Source organism: Paenibacillus sp. FSL H8-0261 (assembly GCF_045040645.1).
In the GTDB taxonomy this organism is placed as follows: domain Bacteria; phylum Bacillota; class Bacilli; order Paenibacillales; family Paenibacillaceae; genus Paenibacillus_AQ.
Genome location: NZ_CP150297.1, coordinates 3,322,845 through 3,336,831, shown reverse-complemented (window position 1 = coordinate 3,336,831; position 13,987 = coordinate 3,322,845). Strand labels below are relative to the sequence as shown.

8 protein-coding genes and 1 pseudogene are annotated in these 13,987 nt (G+C 44.2%); 3 read left to right on the top strand and 6 right to left on the bottom strand.

Annotated elements, in window-relative coordinates; all coding sequences use genetic code 11:
• Positions 1 to 12: 12 nt before the first annotated feature.
• Positions 13 to 788 (bottom strand): annotated as a pseudogene (locus MHI27_RS14915) (glycoside hydrolase family 43 protein); the annotation flags it as partial.
• A gap of 143 nt (positions 789 to 931) precedes the next feature.
• Here MHI27_RS14915 and MHI27_RS14910 point away from each other — a divergent pair.
• The 3 genes from MHI27_RS14910 (at position 932) to MHI27_RS14900 (ending at position 3,843) form a co-directional block, all read left to right on the top strand.
• The gene (locus tag MHI27_RS14910) at positions 932 to 1,795 is read left to right on the top strand and encodes a helix-turn-helix domain-containing protein (protein ID WP_405176623.1); all 864 of its coding nucleotides are present in this window, start codon (positions 932 to 934) and stop codon (positions 1,793 to 1,795) included.
• A gap of 111 nt (positions 1,796 to 1,906) precedes the next feature.
• Positions 1,907 to 3,043 carry a glycosyltransferase family 61 protein gene (locus tag MHI27_RS14905; RefSeq protein ID WP_405176622.1) on the top strand — a complete coding sequence of 379 codons (1,137 nt, stop codon included), beginning with the start codon at positions 1,907 to 1,909 and terminating at the stop codon, positions 3,041 to 3,043.
• Between the two features lie 254 nt (positions 3,044 to 3,297).
• Positions 3,298 to 3,843 (top strand): TetR/AcrR family transcriptional regulator, encoded by a 546-nt coding sequence (locus MHI27_RS14900; protein ID WP_405176621.1) that lies wholly within the window; start codon positions 3,298 to 3,300, stop codon positions 3,841 to 3,843.
• 92 nt (positions 3,844 to 3,935) lie between these two features.
• Here the strand turns inward: MHI27_RS14900 and MHI27_RS14895 are convergent, their stop codons facing one another.
• From MHI27_RS14895 to MHI27_RS14875, 5 genes are all read right to left on the bottom strand, one after another.
• Complete coding sequence (locus MHI27_RS14895; RefSeq protein ID WP_405176620.1) at positions 3,936 to 6,209, bottom strand: glycoside hydrolase family 3 N-terminal domain-containing protein; 2,274 nt, start codon at positions 6,207 to 6,209, stop codon at positions 3,936 to 3,938.
• A gap of 36 nt (positions 6,210 to 6,245) precedes the next feature.
• Positions 6,246 to 7,559: an MFS transporter gene (locus tag MHI27_RS14890; protein WP_405176619.1), complete on the bottom strand. Its 1,314-nt coding sequence runs from the start codon at positions 7,557 to 7,559 to the stop codon at positions 6,246 to 6,248.
• A 167-nt stretch (positions 7,560 to 7,726) separates the two neighbouring features.
• On the bottom strand, positions 7,727 to 10,258 hold the full coding sequence (locus MHI27_RS14885; RefSeq protein ID WP_405176618.1) for a GH39 family glycosyl hydrolase: 2,532 nt from the start codon (positions 10,256 to 10,258) through the stop codon (positions 7,727 to 7,729).
• Positions 10,259 to 10,400: 142 nt separating this feature from the next.
• Positions 10,401 to 12,254, bottom strand: a complete 1,854-nt coding sequence (locus MHI27_RS14880; protein ID WP_405176617.1) for an ABC transporter ATP-binding protein — start codon at positions 12,252 to 12,254, stop codon at positions 10,401 to 10,403.
• Positions 12,241 to 13,980 carry an ABC transporter ATP-binding protein gene (locus MHI27_RS14875; RefSeq protein WP_405176616.1) on the bottom strand — a complete coding sequence of 580 codons (1,740 nt, stop codon included), beginning with the start codon at positions 13,978 to 13,980 and terminating at the stop codon, positions 12,241 to 12,243. Before MHI27_RS14875 ends, MHI27_RS14880 begins: the two co-directional genes overlap by 14 nt.
• Positions 13,981 to 13,987 lie beyond the last annotated feature (7 nt).

Below are 13,987 nucleotides of genomic sequence, written 5' to 3'. Positions count from 1 at the left end.
GCCAAGATGATGTCGATATGGATATCCTACTGGTCGAATCCCTAGAAATACCGCCCACCAGCTGCCATCCTGTGCTACTACCAGATCGCCATGTCCCGTAGCTTGTATAGGGTAATCCGAGCTCCGGTGAGTCAAAATGGGATTCCGGGGTGAGGATTCATAGGGTCCATAGGGTGATTTACTTCTTGCTATGGTTTCCATGTGTCCATATTCTGTCCCGCCTTCAGCACACATTAAATAATAGTAGCCATTTATTTTATAAAGATGTGGTCCTTCAGGAAATTTACCGCCACTGCCTGTCCATATCAAACGAGAATCGCACAGCTTATGGCCCGTTTCAATATCAATCTCACATTGGTAGATTCCCATACCATCCTTGGTGCCAGTGCTTGTAAAATATACTTTTCCATCGTCAAAAAATAAGGATGGATCAATCCCTTCCTGATCCACATAAATAGGATCCGACCACTCACCTGCTGGGTCAACCGTCCAAACGTAGAAGTGTCCACCGCTATCCTGATTTGTCGTCACCATGTAGAATCGACCATTATGATGACGAATGGTTGGTGCCCACACCCCTCCAGACACGACCGATTTATCAAATTGAAGCTGGGAATCACGTGTTAAGCAATACCCGAGCTGCTTCCAATGGACTAAATCTTTACATGCCAAATGGGTATTCCCGGAGAGTAAGCAAATGAACTGTTTACCAAAAAGTAATCCTCGCCTACTCTGCAAATGCTTGGATCTGGATAAAAACCTGGTAATATCGGATTGTTATATTTCATGAAGCATTCTCCTTTTGTTGAACATTTGCATCTATGTCAAGGATTATACTCCACTAGCTAAACGATAAACCTTGATTATCCAGTCGTAAAATAGCATGATATAGACATTCATTCATCTAGACATGCTTTTGGAGGGTTACGAATTGGGCGAATTTTATTTGAATTGGTTTACATCAGATCAGAAATTCCCATTCTTTATTCAATACGGCTTTCACGACAATGATACTGATCTTCATAGACATGTGGACTTTTCAGAGCTTGTAATCGTCTTGAGTGGTACTGCTACTCATATTGTGAATACCGAAGAATCATTCATCAAGAAGGGAAATGTTTTTGTGATTAACGGTTCAACCCCGCATGCTTTTAAAGATCCTCAGGATTTTAAGATCTGTAATATTATGTACAAGCCTGAAATGCTGTCGACGGCTGGATCGGATCTGCGAACTTCGAACGGCTTTCAGGCGCTGTTTGTATTGGAACCGTTGTATCGTCATAAACATGCCTACACAAGTAAACTAAGCTTGCCAATTTCCATGCTGGAGTTTGTCACTGCACTCATTGCCGGTATGATTGAAGAATATAGCCACAAGCTTCAAGGATATCAGACGTTGCTCGTCTCACGGTTTATGGAACTGGTTGTCTATTTATCAAGGCATTATGAAAAACAGGATAAAGGCAGCCAGGATAATCATCTAATACATTTGGCGAAGTCGCTCTCTTTTATGGAAGACCATTATCTTGAAGCGTTGTCGCTGGATCAAATCGCCGCACACTCAGGGATATCTATTAGACACTTAAACCGAATCTTTCGCTCTTACTATCAGACGACCCCTATCTCCTATCTCCATCGATTGCGTCTGGAACGGGCTTGCAGCTTGTTGAAGCATTCTAACTTCAGTATTACTCAGATCTCACATGAAAGCGGGTTTAGCGATAGCAATTACTTTACACGACAATTCACCAAAACCTACGGTATGTCTCCTAAGGCTTATCGAAAAAAACTCTAAAGGAACTGTTCACTCGCCCTTTTCAGAAGGAATTGTGTCGTTAAGTTCTTTGTTCCATAGAATAGCTTAATGATGTTTCTGGAGTTCTACTTGGTCAAAAGAGGTGAAACGATGAGATTTTCTGTGAATGGGGGAGCGCCCTCTGGTTATTACCGGAGCATCTTGGAACTTGAAACAGAATGGGGACAAAAAAGAACTATCCATGAAGCTGGACAGGTTATTCCGTTTGATTTCGGTCAGGTGGCTGAGTTCACCGCTCCTAAAAGCATTGAATCGAGTATTCATCCTGCACTGACGCCTTATTGTTTACAGCCGTTTGGCGGATACGTAGCCACCATCTCGAGTGGAAGGGTATGGGGAGAATCTGGTGCTGTTCTATCTCCGGAGGGAAAGCTGATCTTTGATCTGTCACAGGAATATGACGCCGTTCAAAATAGAATGCTAGAAGCAGAGGAACACCCTGTGTTCCACCGGTGGAATGATCCAAAACTTCAATACTTAGAAGGAACCGTGGCTGTGTTGACGTTTTGCGGAAGCCATAACTATTTCCACTGGTTGTATGATGTGCTCCCTAGGCTGGCGATGCTCAAAACGAGTGGAATTCCTTATACCTCTATCATCATGAATCCAAATCCATATGGACCATTTGTGGAACAAACCTGGGCTATGCTCGGTATATCAGAGTCTTCAGTAATCCGGACAAATCCTGAAGCTTACTTTGAAGCTGATCAGCTACTTGTCCCTTCTTTGATGATGAATTCCCACTATCCCCCGTGGACCACGGATACGCTACGTAAATTATTGCTGCCTCACAGGGAATCAACACTCGCTACACCTGAGCGTATTTATATTTCTCGAAACAAAGCAAGCACCAGGCGCTTGATCAATGAAGAGGAAGTTATACGCTGCCTTGAAGAATATAGCATTCAACCTATTTATCTTGAGGATTGGACAGTTGCCCAGCAAATCCAGTTATTCGCTTCGGCAAAGGTAATCATGGGAGCACATGGCGCTGGACTGGCCAATCTGGCTTTTTGTCAATCTGGAACACAAGTTATTGAAATTGTTCATGAACAGCATGTCGTTCCAACGTATTGGATGATCAGCAACCATAACGCTCTTGATTATTACATGATGTATGGTCAAGGCTGGCCAGATCCTGCTATTCGTTTTCCGGGATTCGAAGATATCTATGTGGATATAGATCGTCTGAAGCAGATTTTGCATTTGGCAGGTTTGAATACTTAGTATTTAGTTAAAAAAGCGCGATGGTAACGTTTGTCACTTTACAGATGGCTGTTCCACCATTTTTTTCAATTTCTCCCTGTAGATTTTGTAGACGTTCTTCCCTTTCGATATTATATGTTGATTCATTAATAGACCATAGTCTATTATTATAAACAGTTATAGAAGACATTCAATTGTACGATGTGTGTGTTTTGTTCAATACTGAACAGGTTCTATAAAAGTGTTCATTTTTTTGAAAGTAAGGAGAAAATCAAATGTCTAAAGTGGATAGAAGGATTCTTAAATCACAAGAAGCACTTAAAAAAGCTGTTATTGAACTGATGTCCGTGAAGAATTTTGACGACATTACCATACAGGATCTCTCCGACAAGGCAAATGTAAGCCGAGGAACCATTTATCTTCATTATCAGGATAAATATGATTTGTTAGACAAGCTTATCGAGGAACATATAGAAGTTCTTAGAGTACTTTGCGAATCGGCAGCAGATTTAGATTTTATTGAGGCCACGTTAAAGTGGACGGAATACTTCGATAATCATTATTCTTTTTTCTCTATGATGCTTGCGAGCAAAGGCGCTCCTTATTTCCGTAATCGGTTCTTAACCTTTCTTCAAAAAGAGTTTAGACATGAAGTAAATGTAACGGAAGGGATAAACCACGGATTAAATGAAGAGGTTATCATTAGTTTTGTGGCATCAGCTTATGCAGGGGTTGTGGAATGGTGGTTCAAGAATGAGAAGCCTGTAACACATCAAATCTTGGCTGAACAACTTGGGACTTTGTTGGAAAGGAACTTATAGCTCCACCATCGGAAAAACCGATTGATATACAAAGCACCGCCTGATAAATTCTTCAGGCGGTGCTTTGCTTTTATTTTTCCGCAGAACGGTTCTTATTTCCGGTAATTCTTCGTTCTTTCATCCTCTATAACAGCATTCCAATTCATTCCAAAGGCAAAATCATATACATTTCCTTCTGAATCCGCATGACATTCCATGTCATGTGCCACATCTTCCAGCTGCTCTTCTACCGTTTGCATACCTGATGGCATTTGTACTGGGAGCAATCCCGAAGGCTCCTCGGCACCCGTTAACACCTCCATAAGTGCTTGATCCTGTAACCCAAAATTAACAAGTATAGCATCAACCTCTCCCTCAAATTCAGCAACAACCGAAGGATTGGACAATAACATCGACACAATTACCGGTTTGTCTTTCATCAGCTTGCGAGCTTCCAGGACACGATCCAGATCGCTCTCATTATGCGTAACAACGGTTTTTCCTTTATAAGAACGGTTGAGTACATCGTTATCTCGCGCATCTCCAGCTAAGCTCTGCTCCCGAGCATGTTCCGCAGTGTACGGTCTATATTGCAAGCTAATGGGCACATAGCCGTTACCGCCTTGCTCAGAATCGTCCTGACTAAAGCCTACTCCTGATTTAGGACTGCTTATGAAAACAAGAGCGAAGTCTGCTTTTTCCGGCTGATCTGTCACATGATAATATTTAGACACAACATCCAGGTTCACCGGATATTCTGTCTTTTCCGGCGTTGGGTTGCCGAACCAATCCTTTCCTGCTGGAGTATAACGCTTCGGAACATATACGGTTTGTTTCGCTGCCAGCGGCAATACCCGATTTTTGTTCTTCAGCAGCACGATCGACTTCAGCTGTGCTTCATAGCCTGATTGCATAAACTCAGGATTCCCAACAATCTGAGCACTCTCCTCAGGCTTCAAATACGGGTTCTCGAAGAGACCCAGACGGAAAATATTAAGTAGAAGCCGAACAGCTGACCGCTCAAAGCGATTCCGCATCCATACCTCTCCATGCTCAGCTACTCCCATTCGGTATGCTTCAAGGACGAGCTCCATCTCATTATTGCCGCCGAATTGGTCAACACCTGCCATCAAGAGCTTGTAATGCCGTTCTGCGACGGACATACCCTCTACGCCCCAAGGTTTACCACTGAGAAAGGAATCCTTACTATCTGATTCGTCTGCTGTGATGAGCCAATCTGTGCACACAACGCCATCGTAACCATATTTTTCCCGAAGCAGATCGGTAATAAGATAGGAACTATAAGAATTTCCGACATTCTCCCCGTTCACTTGATCTTGATCTGTAGAAATTGTGTAATAGGGCATGACTGCTGAAGCCTGTTTGGTTGGGCCTTCCAGCTTGAAAGCCCCTTCTGTAAAAGGAATAAGATGTTCATCAAAGTTACCGCCCGGATAGACAGCATATTTGCCGCAAGCATAATGTGCATCCCTTCCGCCTTCCCCGGAACCCCCACCAGGCCAGTGTTTTACCATAGCGTTCACGCTGTCATATCCCCAGCCTTCGTTAATCTCCCGGTCATCTTGCGAGCTCTGGAAGCCGTCGACATAAGCCTTTGCCATGTCAGCAGATAACTTCGAATCCTCGCCAAAAGTGCCGTTAAAACGAAACCATCGTGGATCTGTAGCAATATCGATTTGCGGCGATAGCGCCGTCCCTAGACCAAGTGCACGATACTCACGTGAGGCAACTTGCCCGAAACGATAGGTGATCTTCGGATCGAAGGTTGCCGCAAGGCCCAGCGTCTCCGGCCACATGGAGATTTGCCCACCAGCGCCAGCATTAAACTCTGAATTAGAATCTGAGCCATGGCGTGGGTCGGAGCTGTTGTTGGCTGGAATCCCAAGGCCGGTTCCTTCTGCAAATGCCTGCACCTGGTTGTTCCACAGGGCAGCAATTTCCGGACTTTCCACGGTGGTCACCAGAATATGTCTTAGATGGTCCTGTGCCAGAAATGCCAGCTGTTCATCGGTAAGCTCCCATGGTTTGGCTCCGCTCTCCTCATAAGATTTACCGTTATACGTTCCTGAGAACCAGCTGCTACTAAGTGCTGGGATGGATTGATGACGACTATACAGCATGAGTCCAGCAATTTGTTCAATACTCATTTCTGAAGCTAGATCTTGAGCCCGCTCTTGCGGCGTCAATCGCCAGTCCTCATATTTATCCAGCTTGCCATTACGATTCAGATCTTTGAAGAACAGTCCGTCCTGTTCGAGAATCTGCACTCCAGAATCAGGGGAATAACCCAAGGTTGGCCCCCCCTTATTGCTTACGTAAGAAATGGTATGAAGGCTTTTAGTTTTAATAGTCTCTCTCTGATTCATATGGTTTCCCTCCACTGTTTTCTTGTTTGTTTTTTCTTAGACCAGATTGGCTTTTTGTGATTGCGCTTCGACAGCTGTTAGTTCAGCAGTTTGAGCTCTTTTCTCTGTTCCCACTTCTGGAAGTGGCTTCACTGCCAGCATACCGAGTATAGTGCAGACGGCAAGGAAGATGTAAAAGAAGGTCCAGCTGCCAATGCCTAACAGCACAGGAGCGATTGCTGGAACAATGGACTGAGGCAACGCATTAGCTACGTTCATAATCCCGAAGTCTTTGGCTGAATCCTCTTTACTTGGAAGAATGCGTGCAACGAGTGCCATATCTACGGCTGAGAAGCAGCCAAAGCCCAATCCGATCACTGCAGCTCCGGCAATGTAGGCCGGATAACTTGGCACAAAGGCAAACAACAGAACCCCAATAGCAATAATGAACCCTGAAACAATCAGGAATGGTTTTTGCTTACCAAATTTATCTGACAACACCCCACCGAAGATACTTGTAATTGCAACACCCACTAGCATAACGATATTAATCGTAGCAACCTTTGCGGTGGCCAGCTCTTCCGTAAGTCCCATCCGGTTTACCAGCATGACTGTGAGGTATAAAGTGCTACAATATCCCATCATGATCAGGAACTTGGATACGAAAGCCCAAGAGAATTCCGGGAATTTACGTGGACTAGGAAAAATCGTACTCAGCTTCTTACCCAGCGATATTTGATTATGTGTCTTGGGAACAAGTTCTACTTTACCTTCTTTAATAATCAACGTACTGAGAAGTGGACCTATGATGCCGATTACACCTAGCAAAAGCCACTTAATTTCTGAAGAAACTGAGGTCATCACTGTCATCATGATCATCCCTACCGTCATAGCGATTGGAATAGTGAGACCGATTAATCCGGAGATTGTCCCTTGTTTCTCCTGAGGTACTTGGTCTGGAATAAGCGCTGTATAGGCTGCCATCCCTACATTGAAGAAAAATTGTGCAACTGCCCAGCTAATCATGATCTGCCAAGGCTCTTTGGCGAAACCAGTACATACCAGCGCAGCACAGCCAACTAGTGGACCTAGGATAATCCACGTGCGCCGCCGTCCGAACGAAAGATGGGTTCGGTCACTGAGTGCACCGCCAATCGGATTTCCGATAAGAGCAAAGAATGCGCCTATTCCTGCAACCAGTCCATAGGAAGAGGTATATCCATTCGGATCCACTTCAATCATTTTAAAGGTCAGCAGCAAGGTGGCAGGTGTCATCAGTGCCAGCATCATCATGCCGTAACCAAGCAGAATACCAAAGGTCAATCTACGAAAAGGGGTGTGAACCTGCCCTTTAATCGATGCTCCAGTCATTGTAATTCCTCCTCGTCCTTTTAGAAAACGTTTACAATTTGATTATAAAATAAACCACCTCTTGGAGGAGAGGTGGTCAATTACACACTTTTAGGTTCATTTTTAATCTAAATGAAAGCGTTTCAATATCATTCATCAAGATGAAGCTTAAAAATTGACTCATTTTCTCAAAACAATGGAGTCAGCTCAATAAGCTCTACGCTATGAGGTTCCATTCTAATGACAACAGAAAGCTCTTCACCTACTTCAAGAAGCTGAATCTGTCTGCCTGGAAGAGAGGCAGCTTTTAGATAAGCAGTGTCCTCTGCAGTCAGAACGGGTGGAGCCCCCATTTCTACCCACTTGTCAAAGCTGCTGCCATGTGCCCTGCTGATCGTATGGTTCACTTGCTTATATCTGCCAGATGGTAATCCAGTTAATGTGAGTTCTATTTTAAGAAGCCTCTCGTTTTTGAAGCCACTATAACGACTAGTAGGTGTAATGAATGAAGTATCACCAAGCGCGTACAAATCATCAAAATGACAGTAATTATAAGCCAAAATCTGATAACCACCTCTTCCAGCTGTCACTATATAACCCTCTTCATGTGCGACTAGCCGATTCCCCAGCTTAGCGAGCATTTCATAGGCATGCATAGCCGCTTTCGGAATTCCATACTGAGCCATAAGTCCAAGTCCACCATGAAATATCCGGGATGAAGCCGCTGTTTCTTCAATATTGTCACTCAGTACCCAATATCCGAACCCACTGATGCTATCGAGATTTTCGATGATATTTTTTACGATATATGCAGCTTTATATAATGTGTCATTGGTCAGTTCACGATGAAATGCTGTTGAATTCCATTCGGTTAAATATAGCTCTTGTCCGTTAAGTCCCAGCTCAGCGAGCAGCCCGATTTCACGCTCCAGCGATTCCATCAAATAATCGGGGTTTGGGGACACTTTGTTGAACCCCTCTACTGTAAGCGGAGATATTTCTTTTTCACTTAATCGTTCCTTAGGCTCCCAATTTCTACTAAGCAGATCATCCATGTCCTCATGCGGATAAAAATGTAACGGGATAAAGTCTGGAAGACAACCCCGTTCTTTGCAGAAAGCGAAAAACTGTTCACAAAATGCATTGGAATTCAGAGTGATAATTCTACCGGGAGCGCCAATCTGAAGGTTCGGAGAGATGGCTTTGAGGGTGTCGAACGTTCGGGCATACAATTCGTTGTACGCTTCTTCCGTCGCAGGCCAGAACAAACCATATTCCGGTTCGTTCCAGAATTCAAACTTCCAGCTTTCTACCTCTTCAAGACCGTACCGATTGAGACAATGGCGAATAAACCGATCTACCAATTCACACCAGCGGTCCATGGATTTAGGCGGACTCACATAACTCTTTTCATAAAAAACATGTTTACTGCTGTCTGCTGCGAGATCAAAAGGCATAAACCCCAGTTCTATAAAAGGCTTCAAGCCGATCGATAACAGAAAATCAAACAACTGATCTACAAAGCGAAAATTATAATGTGCCTGCCCTTCGTGATCTTCCCGGTACACCATCATTGAATCATCAAAAATTCCATGAAAACGCAAATAGCGAAACGGACACCGCTCTTGTACATATTTCAAATGAGCTTGTACATCACTTTGAAGTCCTTCATTTGCTTTACTAATCGTAATGATATTTTTCCAGCTATGCTGGATTTGCCGCTGAATCCTGTCTAAAGGAATACTTGCAGACAGCTGAACAACCGCATGTACGGGTTCAAGCTGGTGCGACTGACTACGCCGGAGGAATTGCCGAACAATGCCCAGTGCGCTGGATTGATTAAATGCTAAGTAGCCGGAAGCAGAACCTTCCTGTTTCGCATGAGTTTGAGGCCGATATTTTTTGCGATATTCATGTGGTGTAATATGATATCGGCTTTTGAATGCAGCGTAAAAAGATTTTGCGTTTGGAAAGCCCTGCTCAAGTGCCAGCTCAGCAAGCGAATGATCTTGATCTCTTAAAAGGGCTTCTACGGTATTTTTTAAACGAATGCTGGTTAAGTAAGTCTGGAAGTTGACCCCAATGTTCTCGCTAAAAAATTTGGACAAATACGGCACCGACAAATACTCTCGTTCCGCGATTGTCTGCAGCGACACCGGGTCTTTATAATGTTCATCTATATAAGTGATGATGCTCATCATTCGTTCCATATATTTCATATTCATCGCTTCACCGGAATTTGGCAGCTTGAACTGTTTAACCAAAACAGAGAATAACCCAAGCATACGTGCTTCCATCCCCAGTTCATAGGCTTCTCCGCCTTTGTACTTCAGCTGTACCATTTCAGCCATGAGCTGACGCATGTTATCTAAGCCATTTTGCTTCTCAGGACCGACTTCAGCAGAATAACATTCAAAGCTGATCTTCTCCATATTGTGGATGTGCTGCTTAAGATAGGTTGTTGGGATTTGAAAGGTAGCGATGATATTCTGATCTAATCCGATAACTTCATGCACGTAACACTGGTTAATGAGTAGCATATCGCCTTCTTTAAGCCTATATTGACGGTTTCCGGTCGAAACCTCTAGATTACCGGACAGCACAAAAATCAGCTCCACACTCATATGCCAGTGATTCGGCACAAAGTTGACGCTATGTAAAGAAACATCAAACGGTAGTTTGCCTTCGGTCTCAAGCTGCTCATAGCTGGAATGGCTCAAATAATCACTTCCTTGTTTACATTATCTTGTAGTAGCATACAATGTCGCGTTTCGGCGGTCAATTCGATGGTCTGTGGTCACCTTTCTAACAAAAAAACACTGATCCAAGTCAGTGTTTTTTCACAGCCATACAAACGTTTCTTTAAATCGCTCGTTTGAACTGGGTATTGTATAACTCGTAGTAGGCGCCCTTCATCGCAAGAAGCTCCTCATGATTTCCTTGCTCAGCAATTCCTCCACCCTGGATCACGAGTATGCGATTGGCGTCCTGGATCGTACTAAGCCTGTGGGCGATTACAAAGCTTGTTCGACCCTTCATCAAATTCTTCATTGCTTGTTGAATGTGCATTTCCGTACGTGTGTCCACGCTACTGGTTGCTTCGTCAAGAATTAATATGGCAGGATCAGCTAAAATTGCGCGAGCAATCGTTAACAGCTGGCGCTGGCCATGACTCAAATTACTTCCTTCTGCATTGAGGAGGGTCTCGTAACCATGCGGCAATCTTTTGATAAAAGCATCCGCATTGGCTAGCTGAGCCGCTTGCTCAATCTCTTGATCGGTCGCATCGAGTCGGCCAAACCGAATATTCTCACGAATCGTTCCCGAGAATACATGCGCATCTTGCAGCACCATCCCTAGTTGACTACGAAGTGCGTTTTTATCCAGCTCTCGGATGTCGCGACCATCAATTCGTATGGAACCGCCATTCAAATCATAGAATCGGATCAGCAGGTTAACGATGGTTGTTTTACCTGCTCCTGTTGGGCCAACGAGTGCAATTTTCTCCCCAGGTTTTGCTGCAAACGTAACGCCCGACAGAATCGGGGAATCCGCTTTGTAAGCAAAAGAAACGTCCTGAAAAACAACCTCCCCTGTTAATCTTGGGAGATCCTCACTTTCTTCATCCCCGTATTCGGACGGCATCTCCAAAACTTCAAACACACGCTCCGCACCGGCGATTGCAGATTGAATTAAATTGTACTGGTTAGCAAGGTCAGAAATGGGTCTACCGAACTGTTTGGAATAGGTAAGGAAGCTAACGATTATACCAACCGTAGCCATGTTATGGAAAGCCATCCAGCCCCCAACCCCGGCAATGATCGCAAATCCAAGGTTATTAATCATGTTCATCACGGGTCCTACTAATCCTGATACGATTTGTGCCTTAATGCTGACCTTATTCAGTTCTCCGCTTATTTTTCGGAATCGTTTAACTTCTGACTCTTCCCTACTGTATTGTTTGACCACCTTTTGTCCGCTGATGGTTTCTTCGATGAACCCGCCAAGTTCACCTAAATGTCGCTGCTGATTTCTAAAATAAGTGCGGCTTAAACCAATGATTTTTCGACTAGCCAATAAAACGAGCGGGATCGTGATTAATGAGACTACGGTCAACGGAACGTTCAGCATCAACATAATAACGAGGGAGCCGCTTAGTGTAATCAAACTATTTAACAATTGAGTTACACTCTGATTGAGTGTGCTGGATACGCTCTCTATATCGTTAGTTGCCCGGCTCATCAATTCTCCGTTAGCCCGTGTGTCAAAAAATTTAATGGGCAGCTGCTGATACTTGCTGAACAGATCACGGCGCAGCTCAAAAACAGTATTCTGCGAAACAGATGTCATGACGTATGCTTGCACCCAGGCAACTACACTACCTAGCCCATAAATGCCAATAAGGAGTATACAAAACCGAATAAGACCCTGATAATCGTGTGGAATAACCGCAGTATCAATCGCTTTACCGATGAGATACGGTCCGATCAATGAAAGAAGTGCATTCAACACAGTAAATACATATACAATGATTAACCCGAACCGCTGACGACTCAAATAAGTCCAGATGCGTTTAAGCGTGCTCGCTTGATTTTTGGCGCGCACGATTGGCACAGCGCCGCCGCGTCCGGGGCCAGATCCCGGTCCTATTCCTGGTCCGAATCCGCCTGCTCTAGTGATAGGAGGGGTGTTCATGCCTTTGTCATGCTTTGACATAAGGAACCTCCTCCCCTTTCATCTGTGATTTCCAGATGTCTCGATAAATTTCACTGCTACTCATTAGACCATCATGTGTACCTTGTGCAGCAATTCGGCCGTTTTCTAGAATTAAGATGCGGTCCGCGTCAATCACTGATGTGACACGCTGAGCAATCATTATATTAGTGCTGCTACTCAGCCGTTTTTTTAACATTTGCCGAATTCGTGACTCAGTCGCCGCATCGAGCGCACTCGTACTGTCATCCATGATGAGAATTGTTGGCTGTATTAACAACGCCCTTGCAATCGAAAGCCGTTGCTTCTGCCCACCGGACAAGTTGATGCCTCGTTGGCCAAGCACTGTATCATAACCCTGTGGTAGCTCTAAAATAAAATGGTGCGCTTCAGCAGCTTTTGCTGCTTGTTCCACTTCTTCATCCGTAGCCTCCGGTCTGCCATATCGGATATTATCACGGATTGTTCCGCTGAACAGAATGGCTTGCTGCATAACGTAACCGATCTTGCGACGTAAATGTTCCAAAGAAATTTGCCGAGTGTCGGAACCATCAATTGTGATTGATCCAGAAGAAACATCGTAAAGGCGTGGAATGAGGCTCACCAAGGTTGATTTACCAGCGCCTGTGGCTCCAAGGATGGCTACAGTTTCACCTGGCTCAGCAGTGAAATGGATGCCATCTAACACGAGGTTCTCATTCGCAGGATCATAGGCAAAGGAAACGTTGTCAAATACAATTCGACCGTTTTGTAGCTTATCTTTTTTAGCTTCGGTTACGTCTGTAATCTCGCTGATCGTAGAAAACACTTCATTCTCCCGATCTGCGGAGACCTTTGCACGCGAGAAGAATGTGAGCATATTGCTCAACATCAGCATAGACATCAACAATTGGGTGATATAGTTAATGAAGGCGATTAGCTGACCGACCGGCAGGGAGCCGTTCCAGCTCTGCAGCCCACCAAACCAAAGCACAGCTACGATACTGACATTGAGCACAAGCATCATGAGCGGCATATTTAACGACATTAATCGCACCGCTTTTATCGCAGTCTCAGTGTAATCCTTGTTCGCTGTATTAAACCGTTTCTGTTCATGCTTAGCACGGACGAAGGCTTTGACTACACGAATACCCGATAAATTTTCCTGCAATACTGTGTTGACGCCGTCTAATTTGACCTGCATTTTCTCGAACAAAGGGAAAGAAAGTCGAATCAACCCATATAATATTGCAACCAGCAATGGCACGGCAACGACAAGGATAAGGGTTAGTGAAGGACTAATCCGTATAGCCATTATCAAGCTGCCGATTAATAGCAATGGAGAGCGAATATTCCGCAAAATCATCTGAACAAAGGTTTGTAGCTGTACCACATCGTTTGTTAAACGAGTAATCAACGAGCCCGTCTTCAATTGGTCCAGATTCTTGTTTGAGAATTTCTGAATATGTTCAAACAGGTTAATCCGTAAATCATTCCCGAAATTTTGTGAGGCGATACTCGAAAAAACGGTGCAGCCCACCCCACCAATTAGACCGACAAATGCTACTCCAAGCATGGTCAATCCCGTCGAATAAATATGTGATAAATCTTTCGTCATAATCCCATGATCCACAATGCTCGCCATTAGTGTAGGTTGAAGCAAATCCATAAACACTTCGAGCATCATCATAAGTGGTGCTAACACAGACCACAACCAATATGGCCTTAAGTAACTCTTAAGTTTCCACATTCCATCA

Excerpts from the sequence above, each read along its gene's own strand:
- MHI27_RS14905 (WP_405176622.1), top strand. The coding sequence starts at position 1,907 with ATGAGATTTTCTGTGAATGGGGGAGCGCCCTCTGGTTATTACCGGAGC.
- MHI27_RS14890 (WP_405176619.1), bottom strand. The coding sequence starts at position 7,559 with ATGACTGGAGCATCGATTAAAGGGCAGGTTCACACCCCTTTTCGTAGA.
- MHI27_RS14880 (WP_405176617.1), bottom strand. The coding sequence starts at position 12,254 with ATGTCAAAGCATGACAAAGGCATGAACACCCCTCCTATCACTAGAGCA.
- MHI27_RS14875 (WP_405176616.1), bottom strand. The coding sequence starts at position 13,980 with ATGTGGAAACTTAAGAGTTACTTAAGGCCATATTGGTTGTGGTCTGTG.
- MHI27_RS14900 (WP_405176621.1), top strand. The coding sequence starts at position 3,298 with ATGTCTAAAGTGGATAGAAGGATTCTTAAATCACAAGAAGCACTTAAA.
- MHI27_RS14895 (WP_405176620.1), bottom strand. The coding sequence starts at position 6,209 with ATGAATCAGAGAGAGACTATTAAAACTAAAAGCCTTCATACCATTTCT.